Below are 14,386 nucleotides of genomic sequence, written 5' to 3'. Positions count from 1 at the left end.
GGACCGGGCCCTCAGCGCGGTCGGCGTGGCTCGGTCGAACCCTCAGCCTACGGCGAGGCGCCGCGAGCCCGAGCAGGGCTACCCCCGAAATCCCGAGCGCCGAAGGCCCTCCAGTAGGCTGCTGGAACGCGCATCGAAGGAGAGCCATGACGGAGCAGGACATCGACCGGACCGGAACGGGAACCCCCGCGGCAGGCCCGTCCACCGGCTTGCGATGGGGCATCCTCGGCCCCGCCGGCGTCGCGAAGAGCTTCACCGCCGATCTCCGACGGCACGGCTTCGACGTCCGGGCCGTCGCCTCGCGATCCGCCGAGACCGCCGCCGCGTTCGCCGCAGAGTTCGACATCCCGAACGTCCACGTGGGGTACGAGGCACTCGCCGCCGACCCCGAGGTCGACGTGATCTACATCGCGACCCCGCACCCGTTCCACGCCGAGCAGGCGGTGCTGGCGCTCGACGCCGGGAAGCACGTCCTCATCGAGAAGCCCTTCACCCTCAACGCCGCCGAGGCGCAGGCGGTCGTGGCGCTCGCCGCGGAGCGCGGCCTGGTCGTCCTCGAGGCGATGTGGACCCGGTTCCTCCCGCACATGGTCCGGCTCCGCGAGCTGCTCGCCGAGGGCGTCATCGGGCAGCCGCGCAGCCTCGTCGCCGATCACACCCAACTGCTCTCGGACGACCCGGAGCACCGCATGAACAACCTCGAGCTGGGCGGCGGCGCGCTGCTCGACCTCGGCGTGTACCCGGCCTCCTTCGCGTCGTCCGTCTTCGGGACCCCGACGACGATCCAGGCCACGGCCGCGCTCCGCGACACGGGGGCGGACATGCAGGTCGCGACCCTCTTCGGCTACGCGGACGGCCAGGTGGCGAACACCCTGTCGGCGAGCAACACCGTCGGCCCGAACCGCGCGGCCATCGTCGGGACCGACGGCTGGATCGAGTTCGACCGCGTCTGGTACACGGCGACGACCTTCCGGGTGTTCGGCACCGACGGCGAGGTCGTGGAGACCTACCGTTCCGAGGTGGACGGCCGCGGCATGCACTTCCAGGCGTGGGAGCTCGAACGGCTCGCCTCCGAGGGCCGCCTCTCCGGTGACATCATGCCGCTCGCCGAGACGGTCGCGATCATGGAGACCCTCGACGAGGTCAGGCGCCAGATCGGCGTCCGGTACCCGGGCGAGTGACCCGAGGCATCTGAACACGCGGGTCGAGACCGCTCCGCCGTGCCCGAGCGCCCTCGTGCAACTCGATGGCGTCACTGTAGTGCCCGATCAGCGCGCTGCTGACGCTCTTCCAGCTGCGCGGCAGGACGCCTGCCCGAGCCGCGGCACCGAACGCCGCCCGCTTCACCTCGTCGCCCACGAGGTCCTGGACGAACCCGCGCAGCTGGTCGAGCCTGCCGGGTTCGTAGAGCCACCCGGTGCGGCTGGAGTCCACGAGGTCGACCGGCCCACCTCGACCGGTCGCGACGACGGGTACGCCAGAGGCCATCGCCTCCTGGATGGTCTGGCAGAAGGTCTCCGACTCGCCGGGGTGGACGAACACGTCCAGTCCCGCCATCGCGACCGCCAGCTCCTCGCCGCCCAGGAATCCGGTGAAGACCGCGTTCGGCAGCCGCTGTTCGAGTGAGGCACGCAGTGGCCCCTCGCCGACGATGACGAGCTTGACGCCCGGGAGCCCACCGAGCACCGCGAGGTCCTCGACCTGCTTCTCGGCCGCGAGCCGACCGACGTAGCCCACGATCCGTTCGCCGCCGGGAGCGACGGAACGACGCCAGGCTTCGCTGCGCCGCTCCGGGGAGAACCGCACGGCGTCGACGCCGCGCACCCACAGGCGGACCCGCGGGATGGCGTGCGCCTCCAGCTGAGCGATCGACTGCCGTGACGGCGCGAGCGTGAGCGTCGACCGGCCGTGGAGGCGCTCGACGTGCTGCCACAGCAACGCTTCGGCGACTGGGAACCCGTACCGTCCGGCGTAGGCCGGGATGTCGGTCTGGTACACGGCGACGGTCGGGACGCCCAAGCGCTCGGCGGCCTGGACACCGCGCCAGCCGAGGACGAACGGCGAGGCCAGGTGCACCACGTCGGGGCGGAAGCCGCGGAGGAGCTCGGTGATCCGGCCGACTCCGCCGGCGGCGACCCGCACGTTCCGGTAGCGGGGGAGCGGGATCGACGGGACGCCGTCCACCCGGAAGCCCTCGTGGAGCCGTGGCGTCGAGGCTCCGGCGCCGGGGGCGATGACGAGCACCTCGTCCCCTCGGTCCGCGAAGTGCTCCATGATGCGGAGCAGGGAGTGGGTGACGCCGTTCATCTGCGGCAGGAACGACTCGGTCACGATTGCGATCCTCACACCCATGATGCTCCGCGTCGTACGGGTCGCAGCGGTGCCCGGCGGGCGACGTGTCGGTGACCATCGGGTGACATCGCGGTGCCGCACGATGAGGCGCAGCCTGCTTTACTTATCGCATGAGTGCTGGTGGATTCGGAAGCGGCGGCGGGATCGCGTCGGAGCGGATCGAATCCTTCTCGTACACCCCGGCGCGGCGGCTGCGGCCGAACGCGAAGGTCCTGCCGGAGCACGCCCGTGGTCATAACCGGGCGCTCGTCCTCCAGACCCTCTTCGCCAGCGGTGCCATGAGTCGGGCCGACATCGCCCGCGCCACCGGCCTGACCCGGGTGAGCATCTCCGACCTCGTCGCCTCGCTCATCGCGGACAACCTCATCGTCGAGGTCGGCCTCCGCGAGACCTCTCGCCCGGGCAAGCCCGCCACGCTCATCGACATCAACCGCGACGAGTTCCAGATCGTCGGCCTCGACCTCTCCGACACCGAGGTGTTCAGAGGTGCTGTGCTGACCCTCGACGGCGAGGTCGTGACGATGCTCGAGGTACCGCTCGACGGCGCCACGGGGGCGGACGCGATCGCGAAGGCCGTCGCGCTCGCCGCAGACCTCGTCGAGGAGGCGACGGTCGAGGTGCTGGGCATCGGGGTCGGTTCGCCCGGCGTCGTCGACATGACCGGCACGGTCCGGAGCGCCCCGAACCTCGGCTGGATCGACGTCGACCTCCAGGGGGCGATCGAGCAGGTCGCCCAGGTGCCGGTCCTCGTCGCGAACGACGCCAACGCCGCGGTGCTCGCGGAGTACAGCTTCGGCGGGGCGGACGGCGACCTCATGCTCGTGAGCGTCGGGAACGGCGTCGGGGCGGGGCTGCTCGTGGGCGGCCATCCGCTCTTCGGGAGCCGGTTCGCCGCCGGCGAGATCGGCCACGTGGTCGTCGGTACCGACGGCGGGCCGCTGTGCGCCTGCGGGAAGCGGGGGTGTCTCGAGGCCTGGCTGGCCGTGCCGCACCTGCGCGAGCTCCTCGCGGCGGCCGAGGCGAGCGATCTTCCCGCCGCGGAGGTCGAGCAGCGTCGCGAGGAGATCCTGCGCGCGGCAGGGGAGCGCCTCGGTGTCTCGCTCGCCGCGATCGTCGGTGCGCTGAACCTCTCGGAGATCGTGGTAAGCGGCCCGGAGGAGTTGCTCGCCGGCGTGCTCCTCGACGCGGCGATCGAGACCGTGCGGGCGCGCACGATGACCGAGTTCCACGGCGGCGTGCAGATCCGGATGAGCGAGCAGGGCGCCGACATCGTCCTGCGCGGCACCGCGGTGATGGTGCTCTCCGGCCTCCTCGGCGTCTCCTGACCCTCGGACGACGCGCGCGTCGCACATTTCCTCGGCGGACTCGGCGAAAAACCGCACCGCTTCCCGGTGTTTCCACTACCGGGCACGTATGGTGCAAGTGTGTGGCGGCTAGAGAAGAGACGGGATGACGGCGACGTGACGTCCGGAGTCGAACGGGAAGCAGCGGAGGCGCAACTCCGCGAGGGTCCCGTGGCGGCATCGGCAGGCGTGGTCGACACGGCGCTGCACGCCTGGCGTCAGCAGCTCAGCACGGTCGGCGGCCCCTCGCCGCTGCTCCACTTCGTGGACGCACCGACGACCCGGGTGGAGCTCAGCTCGACGCATCCCGGTGGTCTGCCCCAGTTCATCTCGGGCAAGTCGACGCTGCTGTCGAACCTCATCCGCGACGAGATCGCGCTCCGCGGTGCGAAGCGCGCCGCCGACCGCATCACGACGAAGGGCATCGAGCTCTCCACCGTCCGCGGCATCGACGCCGTCCACCTCGCCGTCGGCCTCGCCCAGTGGACGCATCAGGGTGAGGACTTCAGCGCGCCGGTCCTGCTCCGGCCGCTGGCCATCCGCCGGTACGGTCGCGACTACGAGGTCAAGCTGCGCGGCGCCACGACCGCGAACCCGGAGCTCGTCCGCGCCCTCCGCGAGCAGTTCGGCATCGTCCTCGATCCCGACGAGTTCGTCGCGCTGAGTGAATCGGGCGGGGTCTTTAAGCCGCAGCCCGTCATCGACCGCCTCCGCTCGCTCGCCGCCGGGCTCGAGTGGTTCACCGTCCAGCCGCGTCTGCTCGTCTCCTCGTTCGCCGCCGTCGGTCACTCCCTGCTCGACGACGCCGCCAAGCTCGACCACCCGATCCTCGACGCCGTCGCCGGCGACGAGGGTGCCGTCGGTCTCGTGCGCAGCAGCTTCACGCCCGTCGACGCGCCGGGCCAGGACGACCGCCCGCCGTCGACCGACACCCTCCTGCTCGACGCGGACGTCGAGCAGGAGAACGTCATCGCGCAGATCGGTGCCGGCAACTCGCTCGTCGTCACGACGCTTCCGGGCACGGGCGGCACGCAGACGATCGTGAACGCGATCGGCGTGCTCGCGTCGCAGCACAAGCGCGTCCTCGTCGTCAGCCCCCGCCGCTCCACGCTCGAGGGCATCCGCCACCGCCTGACCAAGGTCGGTCTGCCGGGCCTGTGCGCCTCACCGTCGACCCTCCGCCGCGACCTCATCCAGGCGATCACGCGCAACGAGCGCGCGATCCCGCCGCAGGTCGGCGAGGTCGACGACGCGCTCGTCCGGCTGCGTCGGGTCCTCATCGACTACCGCACCTCGCTGCAGGCGAAGGACCCGGACCTGCGGGTCTCGGTCATCGAAGCGCTCGAAGCACTCTCGAAGCTCTCCAAACTGCCGCACCCTCCGGGAACCCTGGTCCGGCTCGACCGCCAGACGCTCGTCGGGCTCGCCGCGGGCCGCTCCCGCGCGGCGGAGGCGCTCGAAGGCGCGGCCGCCCTCGGCGAGTTCCGCTACGGTCCGGGCGACTCGCCCTGGTACGGCGCGTCGTTCGACACGACCGCGGAAGCCCAGGAGACCCACGACCTCGCCAAGCGGCTGCACCGTAAGGACCTGCCGCAGCTCCTGGAGCGCGCGTACGGGCTCATCGGGCAGACGCAGATGCGGCCGTTCGAGTCCATCGACGAGCTGGGCATCTACCTGCGACTCCTCGCGGACATCCGGGAGACGCTCGACCGCTTCCAGCCCGACGTCTTCGACCGGTCGCTCGCCGACCTGATCGTCGCGACGAGCCCGCGGAAGGACTCCGCCGCGATGTCGTCGACGAGCCGCCGGCGACTCAAAGCCCTGGCCAAGGAGTACCTGCGGCCCGGCGCACACGTGCCCGACATGAACGCCGCCCTCCGTCGGATCCAGCAGCAGCGCACCCTGTGGCAGCGCTACGTGACGACCGGCGCGCCGCCCGAGGTGCCGCTCGGCATCGCGGACGTCGAGCAGGCGTACCAGACGGTCGCCGCGAAGCTCGAGCTGGTCGACCAGCCGCTCGGTATCGCCGACACTCCCGACCGCCTCGGACGCCTCGCGATCCCGAGTCTCGTCCGCACGATCTCCGAGCTCGCCGCCGAGTCCGAGGTCCTCCACAACCTCCAGGAGCGCACCGCGATCCTCGCCGGCCTGCGCGAGCAGGGTCTCGGCGAGCTCATCATCGACCTGTCCCAGCGGCACGTGCCTCGGACGCGCCTCGCCGACGAGCTCGAACTCGCCTGGTGGCAGTCGATGCTCGAACTCGTGCTCACCGAGGACCGCGGCCTGCTCGGCGCGAACACGAGCGTCGTCGAACGTCTGGAGTCCGACTTCCGGCTGGTGGACGAGGCGCACGCCTCCGCCTCCGGGCAGCTCCTCGCCTCGCTGCTGGCCGACACCTGGAAGATCGGTCTTGTCGACCACGCCACCGAGGGCATGGCGCTCCGTTCGCTCCTCAAGCGCGATCGACCGCTCCGAGCGGCCGAGCTCGAGCAGGCGGCCCCCACGTTGTCCCGTGTCCTCGCGCCGGTCTGGCTCGTCTCGCCGTACGAGGTGCCGCGCATCCCCGAGAGCGCGTCCTTCGACGCCGTCTTCCTCGTCGACGCGGGGGCGACGCTCCTCGCCGAGAACGTGGACGCCATCCGTCGTGCGCGTCAGGTCGTCGCCTTCGGTGACCCCGTCACGCAGAGTCCGTCGCCCTTCGAGATCCGTCTGACGGATCAGGAGGCGACCCCCGAGCAGCACGCCGACATCGCCGAACTGCACCGCGAGTCGGCGCTCGAACAGCTGAGCTCCGTCCTGCCGACCCTCATGCTCACGCGCTCCTACCGCGCGGGAGGCGAAGACCTCGCAGAACTCGTCAACGAGCGGTTCTACGGTGGCCAGATCGATTCCCTGCCGTGGGCGGGTTCGTTCCTGGGCCACGGCAGCCTGAGCCTCGATTACGTGCCCGGCGGGCTCGGCATGCCCGACCCGGTCACCGGAGCGGTGGAGAGTGTCGACGTCGAGGTCGAACGAGTGGTGGAACTCGTCCTCGAGCACGCCTCGAACCGTCCGAAGGAATCCCTGATGGTCGTGACCGCGAGCGACAAGCACGCGGTCCGGGTCCAGCAGGCGGTCCTCGCAGCGTTCTCCCGTCGGGCCGACCTCTCCGACTTCCTCCTCCGCGAGCGGGCGGAACCGTTCACCGTGCTGACGCTCGAGCAGTCCGTGGCCGAGAGCCGCGACCGTGTCATCTTCTCGATCGGGTACGGCCTGACGCCGCACGGGCGGGTCCTGTCCGACTTCGGCGCGCTGGGTCAGCCCGGCGGCGACCGGCTGCTCGCGGTCGGTATGACGCGCGCGCGGCGGTCCATGGTGATCGTCTCGTGTGTCCGCCCCGAGGACCTCGACCAGAACCGGATCCAGCACGGCATCCTCGCGCTCGCACGCATCCTCACGGACACGTCGCGCCGCGCCTCCGAGGATCAGGCGACGCACGAGGCCGAGCCGATGCTCGTCGACCTCGCGACGCGCCTCGAGACGCTCGGGATGCGGGTCGACATGGGCTACCGCGGCAAGCTCGCCCTGGTCGCCTCGTGGGGTGGCCGAGCCGTGGTCGTCGAGTGCGACGAGGAACTGGGTGACGCGAGCCTCCGTGAATCGCTGCGGCTCCGCCCCGACGTCCTGCGCCGCCTCGGCTGGCACTACGTCCGCGTGCACAGCTTCGACCTCTTCGCCGATGCCGAGGCGGTCGCGCAGCGTGTGGCCGGTGTGCTCGGTCTCAACACGACCGAGCACCTCGACACCGCGCCGATCGCCGTGCAGGTCCCGCGCCACTGATGGTCGGACACTGATCATGCAGGACGATCAGGAGCCACGGATCGTCCGCCCCCGAGGATCGAGGCGGGCGATCCGCCCCGGTGCTCCCGGAACGGATCCCGCGCCGCAGCTGCCGGCCGATCCCGTCAAGGCGGCGGAGGACACCGACGCCGCCTGGGGCGGCACCGCCAAACCCGCCGGCGGCGGTGGCAACGACGACGAGCTGCAACGCAACGTCCCGCCCCACTGGTGAGCGGGACGGGACGTCGGTGCTGCTGGACGAGCCGGACTAGCGGCCGTCGGTCGTGTCGTCGCGTGCGGGCGGCAGCGGAGCGCTCGTGCCCGTCTTCAGCACGTCGCGGATCTCGGTGAGGAGCGACAGCTCGCTCGGTGCTGCGGCCTCGTCGGCGATCGTCGGCTTCGTCGTGATGCGCTTGAAGTGGTTCATCGGCAGCACGATGACGAAGTAGACGACGGCGGCGACCAGCACGAACTGGATCGCGGCACCGAGGAACGCACCGAACTGCAGATCGGCCGTCTTCCCGTCGAGGGTCGGGATCGGGACGATGAAGGCGTCCTTCAGGCTCTCCGCCTTGAAGAGTGCCCCGAGCAGCGGGTTGAAGATGTTCTCGACGAGCGAGTTGACGATGGCGGTGAACGCGGCGCCGATCACGACGGCCACGGCCAGGTCGATCACGTTTCCGCGGAGGATGAACTCCTTGAAGCCTTTGAGCATGGGGTCTCCCTGGGGGATCGGCGTGGTTCGGACCCTGGCTACGCTACCGGCTCAGGACGCACTGCTCCCGGCGGAGGCCGGTGTGGCGCTGGAGCCGGAGTTCGAGGAGCCGCCCGAGGAGGAGGATCCGCCCTTGGTGTCGGAGGAGGACGAGCTCGACGACCCTTCCGAGGACTTCGAGGAGGCCGGAATCGAGCTCGAGCCCTTGCCGGCACCGGCGCGGGAGTCCGTCCGGTAGAAGCCGGAGCCGTTGAAGGTCACGCCGACGGCGCTGAAGAGCTTGCGCAGTTTGCCGGAGCACGCCGGGCACTCGGTGAGCGAGTCGTCGGTGAAGGACTGCTGGACATCGAAGGCGTTGCCGCATTCGGTGCAGCGGTAGGCGTAGGTGGGCACGGGGTCTCCTGGGATGTGGTGGGTCGGCGCGCTCAGCGGCGCGGTCTGACCTGGTCGAAGTCGAGGATGCGGCTGGGGGTCACGGCGCCTCCGACGGGCTCGTCGTGGACCTCGCTCGGGACCTCGTCGAGGATCTCCGTGTCGTACAGCACGGCGTAGACGGGAGGGCAGCGCTCCATCGAGCCGAGCGTCTTGTCGAAGTACCCGCGACCCCAGCCCATGCGCATGCCGTGGGCGTCGACGGCCGCCGCGGGGACGAGGATGAGATCGACGTCGTTGATCGCGATGGGACCGAGGGTGGTACCCACGACCTCGGGGGTGCCGGCGAAGCCCACCGTCTCGATGCCTTCCTCGCCGATCGTCCAGTCGAGGAGCCCGTCGGTGCGGGTGATGGGGAACAGGATGCGGATGCCCGCCTCCTGCGCCCACTGGAGGAAGGGACGGGTGTCGGGCTCGCTCGGGGAGGAGAGGTAGCAGGCGATGGAGCTCGCGCCGAAGCGGGAGACGAGGGCTCGGAGGTTGTCCGTCAGGCCGGTGGTCGAGCGCTCCTTCTCCAGGGAGGTGAGCAGCTCCCGCCGCTCACGGAGCTCGGCGCGCAGCGCTCGTTTCTCGTGTTCGGCGGGGCTCGTCATGCGACCCATTCTAAACGGCTCATCGTCGCGCCCGGCTCGTTGCCCGACGTCCTACCCGACATCCGCCGCCTCGTCCAGGGGTTCAGGGGATTTCACCTTCGATCGAGGGGGTATTCGGCCACTTCACCGACTCCACACGATAGGTTTTCCCTCATGACCACTCGTGTTACCAAAGCAGTCATCCCCGCAGCAGGTCTCGGCACCCGGTTCCTTCCGGCGACGAAGGCCCTGCCGAAGGAGATGCTCCCCGTCGTCGACAAGCCGGCCATCCAGTACGTCGTCGAGGAGGCCGTCAGCGCCGGGCTCGCCGATGTGCTCATGATCATCGGCCGCAACAAGAACGCCCTCGCCAACCACTTCGACCGCGTGACCGAGCTCGAGCTCAACCTCGCGAAGAAGGGCGACACCCAGCGCCTCGAGAAGGTCAACGAGTCGAGTGAGCTCGCCGACATCCACTTCCTGCGCCAGGGAGACCCGAAGGGCCTCGGCCACGCCGTCCTGCGGGCCAAGCGCCACGTCGGCCACGAGCCCTTCGCCGTGCTCCTCGGCGACGACCTCATCGACGCCCGCGACGTCCTCCTCGAGCGCATGCTCGACGAGCAGGACAAGCGCAACGCGACGATCATCGCTCTCATGGAGGTCGACCCCGATTCGATCCACATGTACGGTGCAGCAGCCGTCGAGGCCACCGACGACCCCGACGTCGTCCGGGTGACCGGGCTCGTCGAGAAGCCCGCGAAGGAGGACGCCCCGTCCAACCTTGCCATCATCGGCCGCTACGTGCTGAAGCCCGAGGTGTTCGAGATCCTCGAGCGCACCGAGCCGGGCAAGGGTGGCGAGATCCAGCTGACCGACGCGCTCCAGGAGATGGCCGCCGACGTCGAAGGCACGGGTGGCGTCTACGGCGTCATCTTCCGCGGCCGTCGTTACGACACGGGCGACCGCCTCGACTACATCAAGGCGATCGTGCAGCTCGCCGTCGACCGCGAGGACCTCGGTCCCGAGCTGCGTCCGTGGCTCAAGGGCTTCGCCGGGAACCTGGACTGAGTCCACCCGACGACACACGACGCGCCCCGGGTCCGCAGCTGCGGATCTCGGGGCGCGATGCTGTCGACGACGATGCATCGGTGAGCGCTCCACTAGGCTCACCACAGAACGCGAGAGGGGTGGCACGGTGGCGCAGGTCGTACCCGTTCTGAGCAGTGGGCGAGTGAGCATCCGGCCGATCAAGGTCCGTGACGCGAGGCCGCTCGAGCGCGAGCTCGCGGAGAACCGAGCCTGGTTGCGCCGCTGGGAGGCGACGAGCCCCTACGGCCCGGTCCCCGCCGACAGCCGTGCAGCGATCCGGTCGCTGCAGAACCACGCACGCTCGGGCGCAGGCCTCCCGTTCGTCATCGAGGTCGACGGGGAGTTCGCCGGCCAGCTCAACGTCTCCGGCATCACCTACGGATCGCTGGCCTCGGCGTCGATCGGCTACTGGGTCTCCCAGCGGTTCGCGGGTCTCGGTGCCACACCGATCGCGACCGCCCTGGCCACCGACCACTGCTTCACCGCCCTGCAGCTCCATCGTCTCGAGATCTGCATCCGGCCCGAGAACGCTCCGAGCCTGCGGGTCGTCGAGAAGCTCGGGTTCCGGTACGAGGGACTGCGGCGCCGCTTCATCCACATCGACGGCGACTGGCGTGACCACTTCTGTTTCGGCCTCGTCCGCGAAGAAGTCCCGGGCGGCGTCCTGAACCGGTGGTTGGACGGCCAGGTCCCGAAGGACGCGTGCGTGATCCCCGAGGCCGACCGTCTCGCGGCCGCGTCGCCGTTCCCCACCCGCTGACGCGGTAGCCGTTTTCCCCCTCTATCCGGGGACACACCCGACGACTGCCCGTCTCCGGTCGTTGCACCCGCTACGGTCAGGGACATGGACGGCGGATTCCTGAGCGGTGGGGTGATCATTCTGGTCGCAGCGATGCTGTGGCTGGTGTACCTGGTGCCGTCGTGGGTGCGTGACAGTCAGTTCTCCGCCAGCGAGCGCAACGCGATCCGGCTGCAGCAGACGCTCCGTGTGCTCGCCGAAACGGCTGAGGTCCCGGAAGCCGTCCGGCTCGAGGCGACGTCGCGTGAGGTCGCCGCGCAGCGCAAGCTCCTCAAGCAGCTCGAGGCCAGGACGAAGGCGACGGCCGAGGCCGCGGCGCGCGTCGAACTCGCCGAAGCCGACCGGATCCGCCGCGAGGAGGAGGCCAGGGCCGTGCAGGCCGAAGCCGCCGCCCGTGCCGCGGAGGATGCTCGTCGTGCGGCCGCTGCCGCAGCCCGTGCCGTGCAGCGCAACGCCCGAGCGGCGAAGCTCGCGCGAAGCCGTCGTCGCTCCAGACTGCTCGCGACCACCGTGTTGGTCGCATCCATCATCGGGTTCTGCTCCGGCGTGACCGCGTTCCTCGCGGGTGGCGGTCTCGTCCTCGGTATCTCGTCCACGGTCGTCGGTCTGCTCGCTCTCTCTGCGCTCTCCCGGATGTCACGCATCGCCCACCGTGCCGTCGCGCCGGTACCGGCGGTCGCTGTCACCACCAGGCGTGTCGAGTCGGCGCTCTTCGAGTACAACGAGCCCGTCAAGGCGGCGTCGCAGGCGCAGACGTGGACCCCGACGTCCATCCCGAAGCCGCTCCACCTCTCCGAGGGTTCGTCGGCTGCCGCCGAGCTGGCGAAGGCCGACGCCTACGATCGCCTGCGCCAGGCGGCCATGCAAGAGGCCATCGCCTCCCGCGCCGAGCGTCTCGCGCCGGTCGTACCGACGATCGTCCGTCGTCCGGAGCCCGTCGCCGCTCCGCAGCCCGAGCGCGTCGACCCGCAGCCGGCCCCGAGTCGTTTCGCCTCGATGGGTGTCATCGACGAGGGCGAGATCGCCGCCGGCGGCTCCACACTGTTGCAGCGTCGCCGCGCCGCGGGCTGAGTCCCGACCGCGCCCGTCCGGTCGTTCATGAACCGGTCACCGGCGACGGATAGACTCGTCGAGGGGGTTCGTCGCTCGGTTCTCGTCGACGCCCTGGAACGCGAAAGGTGACCATGGGCGTGTGGCGGAAGAGCCGGCGGAAGCCGATGAAGCCCTACGTCGCGCCCCCTGAGGTGGCTCCGCCGCCGGTCGAGCACGCGGTCGAGGAAGGCCTCCTCATCGCGCGGTCCTGGACCGTGGTCGAGGTCACGAACTGGATCATCGAGCGAGCACTCCGCGACGGTGCCTCCTACGACGCCGAGGCGACGCAGGCGGCCGTCCGGCGTGAGCTGGGACGCATGGCGGACGAGCAGGAGGAGTACGCCGACCTCGCGCGGGAGGCGCGCCAGACGGCGTTCCAGCGGCGGGGGAGTGCTCGCCACCAGCACGACTACCGTGCAGGCGACCTGAGCGCCCTGTCCCGTCGCCGCGAGGTGTACTCGGGGCTCGCCGCCGAACTCCGTCGGGTGAGCAAGGACGAGGAGTTCGTTGCGGCGATCGCGGAATCCGCTCGTGAGCGTGCGTGGGGTGACCTGGAGCGCGCCATCCAGGCGAAGCTCGACCGGGTCCTCGACGAGCCGGTCGTCGACGAGCACTATCGGCGTGCCCGGAGCCAGCGGCTCCGCTGGTTCCGCGATCTCGACCTCGCTGCCCTCATCGCCGCCAATCCGAAGGACGGCAGCATGCCGGTCGACGACGGCCCGAACCCCTACGAGGACTAGCGCGGCCGGTTCGAAACGGCTCGCCGGTTCTGCTAGCCTGGACGAGTAGTTGGGCCCATGGCGCAGTCCGGTAGCGCACCTCGTTCGCATCGAGGGGGTCAGGGGTTCGAATCCCCTTGGGTCCACCAGCTGCAACGACAACCCCGCACCTCACGGTGCGGGGTTGTCGCGTTTCCGGGCGTCGGCAGCGCCCGCGTCCTGTACGGTCAGGGGCACGGCGCCGCTTCGGTTCCCGTGAACGGGACGAGCAGTCATGCCAGCAGCATCCGAACCGACCCTGCAGCACGACGCCGTCCTCGGGGTGATCGGCACCTCGCTGAAACCCGACGAACGACGCGTGCCGATCCACCCGGCGCACTTCGAGCGCATCCCGGAGGAGTTCCGGTCTCGGATCGTCGTGGAGCACGGCTATGGTGCCCGGTTCGGCGTCTCCGACGAGGAGATCGCGCCCTACGTCCGCTCGTTCGCGACGCGAGCCGAGGTCATCGCGCAGGCGGACGTCGTCCTCCTGCCGAAACCGCAGCTCGAGGACGTGCAGGAGCTCCGCGACGGGCAGACGCTCTGGGGCTGGCCGCACTGCGTCCAGGACACCGCGCTGACGCAGCTCGCGATCGACAAACGACTCACGCTGATCGCCTTCGAGGCGATGAACCATTGGGCCGCCGACGGCAGTTTCGGGTTGCACGTCTTCCACAAGAACAACGAGCTCGCCGGCTACAGCTCGGTGATCCACGCGTTGGAACTCTGCGGCTCCACCGGCAGCTACGGCCGTCGCCTGACCGCCGTGGTCATCGGGTTCGGCGCGACCGCCCGAGGTGCCGTGACCGCGCTCAACGCCCATGGGATCCACGACGTGCGCGTGCTCACCAACCGCCGGGTCGCGGCGGTCGCGGCGCCCATCCATTCCGCCCGCATGATCCAGTTCGACCACGACGACGGCCCGTACCTCAGCGAGGTCATCACCGACGAGGGCCGCGTCCCGCTCGCACCCTTCCTGGCCGAGAGCGACATCGTCGTCAACTGCACGCTGCAGGACCCCAACGCACCACTGCTCTACCTCCGTGAGGACGATCTCGGCGCGTTCCGGCCCGGGAGCCTCATCGTGGACGTCTCCTGCGACGAGGGCATGGCCTTTGAATGGGCGCGTACCACCGGGTTCGACGACCCGATGTTCACCGTCGGGCGCGGGGAGATCAACTACTACGCGGTCGACCACAGTCCGTCGCTCCTGTGGAACTCGTCCAGCTGGGAGAACAGCGAGGCGTTGCTGCCGTTCCTGCCCACCGTCCTGGCCGGACCGGCCGCCTGGGCCGACAGCCTGACCGTCCAGCGGGCCGTCGAGATCCAGGACGGCGTCATCCTCAACCCGGCGGTCACCGAGTTCCAGCACCGGTCGGCCGAGTACCCGCACGAGGTCATGCTGGGCTGATCGG

Annotated in this window: 13 protein-coding genes and 1 tRNA gene; 10 read left to right on the top strand and 4 right to left on the bottom strand. The window is 70.2% G+C overall.

Annotation, left to right across the window (positions count from 1 at the left end; all coding sequences use genetic code 11):
- Window positions 1-146 precede the first annotated feature (146 nt).
- On the top strand, window positions 147-1,181 hold the full coding sequence (locus ACQG07_RS03130; protein ID WP_426737120.1) for a Gfo/Idh/MocA family protein: 1,035 nt from the start codon (window positions 147-149) through the stop codon (window positions 1,179-1,181).
- Here ACQG07_RS03130 and ACQG07_RS03125 read toward each other — a convergent pair.
- Complete coding sequence (locus tag ACQG07_RS03125) at window positions 1,144-2,346, bottom strand: glycosyltransferase family 4 protein (protein WP_426737119.1); 1,203 nt, start codon at window positions 2,344-2,346, stop codon at window positions 1,144-1,146. The two genes, ACQG07_RS03130 and ACQG07_RS03125, sit on opposite strands and share 38 nt — an antisense overlap.
- Before the next feature lie 116 nt (window positions 2,347-2,462).
- Here ACQG07_RS03125 and ACQG07_RS03120 point away from each other — a divergent pair, with 116 nt between their 5' ends.
- From ACQG07_RS03120 to ACQG07_RS03110, 3 genes are all read left to right on the top strand, one after another.
- The gene (locus tag ACQG07_RS03120; protein WP_426737118.1) at window positions 2,463-3,677 is read left to right on the top strand and encodes an ROK family transcriptional regulator; all 1,215 of its coding nucleotides are present in this window, start codon (window positions 2,463-2,465) and stop codon (window positions 3,675-3,677) included.
- A gap of 135 nt (window positions 3,678-3,812) precedes the next feature.
- Complete coding sequence (locus ACQG07_RS03115; RefSeq protein WP_426737117.1) at window positions 3,813-7,514, top strand: AAA family ATPase; 3,702 nt, start codon at window positions 3,813-3,815, stop codon at window positions 7,512-7,514.
- Between the two features lie 16 nt (window positions 7,515-7,530).
- Complete coding sequence (locus tag ACQG07_RS03110) at window positions 7,531-7,746, top strand: hypothetical protein (RefSeq protein WP_079705393.1); 216 nt, start codon at window positions 7,531-7,533, stop codon at window positions 7,744-7,746.
- Window positions 7,747-7,782: 36 nt separating this feature from the next.
- Here ACQG07_RS03110 and mscL read toward each other — a convergent pair whose 3' ends face one another.
- From mscL to ACQG07_RS03095, 3 genes are read right to left on the bottom strand one after another with little or no spacing between them, the layout of a single operon-like run.
- Window positions 7,783-8,229 carry a large conductance mechanosensitive channel protein MscL gene (mscL, locus tag ACQG07_RS03105; RefSeq protein ID WP_274499583.1) on the bottom strand — a complete coding sequence of 149 codons (447 nt, stop codon included), beginning with the start codon at window positions 8,227-8,229 and terminating at the stop codon, window positions 7,783-7,785.
- A 51-nt stretch (window positions 8,230-8,280) separates the two neighbouring features.
- Entirely contained in the window at window positions 8,281-8,622 is a 342-nt protein-coding gene (locus tag ACQG07_RS03100; RefSeq protein ID WP_426737116.1) for an FmdB family zinc ribbon protein, read from the bottom strand.
- Window positions 8,623-8,654: 32 nt separating this feature from the next.
- Window positions 8,655-9,254: a 5-formyltetrahydrofolate cyclo-ligase gene (locus tag ACQG07_RS03095; RefSeq protein ID WP_426737114.1), complete on the bottom strand. Its 600-nt coding sequence runs from the start codon at window positions 9,252-9,254 to the stop codon at window positions 8,655-8,657.
- Between the two features lie 153 nt (window positions 9,255-9,407).
- Here ACQG07_RS03095 and galU point away from each other — a divergent pair, with 153 nt between their 5' ends.
- The 6 genes from galU (at window position 9,408) to ACQG07_RS03065 (ending at window position 14,382) form a co-directional block, all read left to right on the top strand.
- The gene (gene galU / locus ACQG07_RS03090) at window positions 9,408-10,301 is read left to right on the top strand and encodes a UTP--glucose-1-phosphate uridylyltransferase GalU (protein ID WP_124768911.1); all 894 of its coding nucleotides are present in this window, start codon (window positions 9,408-9,410) and stop codon (window positions 10,299-10,301) included.
- A 127-nt stretch (window positions 10,302-10,428) separates the two neighbouring features.
- Entirely contained in the window at window positions 10,429-11,082 is a 654-nt protein-coding gene (locus tag ACQG07_RS03085; RefSeq protein WP_086474356.1) for a GNAT family N-acetyltransferase, read from the top strand.
- 84 nt (window positions 11,083-11,166) lie between these two features.
- A complete protein-coding gene (locus ACQG07_RS03080; RefSeq protein ID WP_274499586.1) occupies window positions 11,167-12,192 on the top strand; it encodes a hypothetical protein in 1,026 nt (341 codons plus the stop codon).
- Between the two features lie 107 nt (window positions 12,193-12,299).
- Window positions 12,300-12,953: a hypothetical protein gene (locus tag ACQG07_RS03075; RefSeq protein ID WP_137242059.1), complete on the top strand. Its 654-nt coding sequence runs from the start codon at window positions 12,300-12,302 to the stop codon at window positions 12,951-12,953.
- Between the two features lie 51 nt (window positions 12,954-13,004).
- A tRNA-Ala gene (locus ACQG07_RS03070) sits at window positions 13,005-13,081 on the top strand.
- Between the two features lie 125 nt (window positions 13,082-13,206).
- Window positions 13,207-14,382: a N(5)-(carboxyethyl)ornithine synthase gene (locus tag ACQG07_RS03065; protein ID WP_426737113.1), complete on the top strand. Its 1,176-nt coding sequence runs from the start codon at window positions 13,207-13,209 to the stop codon at window positions 14,380-14,382.
- Window positions 14,383-14,386 lie beyond the last annotated feature (4 nt).

It is taken from the genome of Plantibacter sp. 2H11-2 (assembly GCF_050031945.1).
GTDB classification, from domain to species: domain Bacteria; phylum Actinomycetota; class Actinomycetes; order Actinomycetales; family Microbacteriaceae; genus Plantibacter; species Plantibacter auratus.
The sequence above is the reverse complement of the archived record's forward strand: the minus strand, read 5'-3'. Positions and strand labels throughout refer to the sequence as shown.

Coding starts and splice junctions, on each gene's coding strand:
- galU (WP_124768911.1), top strand. CDS start 9,408: ATGACCACTCGTGTTACCAAAGCAGTCATCCCCGCAGCAGGTCTCGGC.
- ACQG07_RS03120 (WP_426737118.1), top strand. CDS start 2,463: ATGAGTGCTGGTGGATTCGGAAGCGGCGGCGGGATCGCGTCGGAGCGG.
- ACQG07_RS03110 (WP_079705393.1), top strand. CDS start 7,531: ATGCAGGACGATCAGGAGCCACGGATCGTCCGCCCCCGAGGATCGAGG.
- mscL (WP_274499583.1), bottom strand. CDS start 8,229: ATGCTCAAAGGCTTCAAGGAGTTCATCCTCCGCGGAAACGTGATCGAC.
- ACQG07_RS03080 (WP_274499586.1), top strand. CDS start 11,167: ATGGACGGCGGATTCCTGAGCGGTGGGGTGATCATTCTGGTCGCAGCG.
- ACQG07_RS03065 (WP_426737113.1), top strand. CDS start 13,207: ATGCCAGCAGCATCCGAACCGACCCTGCAGCACGACGCCGTCCTCGGG.
- ACQG07_RS03095 (WP_426737114.1), bottom strand. CDS start 9,254: ATGACGAGCCCCGCCGAACACGAGAAACGAGCGCTGCGCGCCGAGCTC.
- ACQG07_RS03130 (WP_426737120.1), top strand. CDS start 147: ATGACGGAGCAGGACATCGACCGGACCGGAACGGGAACCCCCGCGGCA.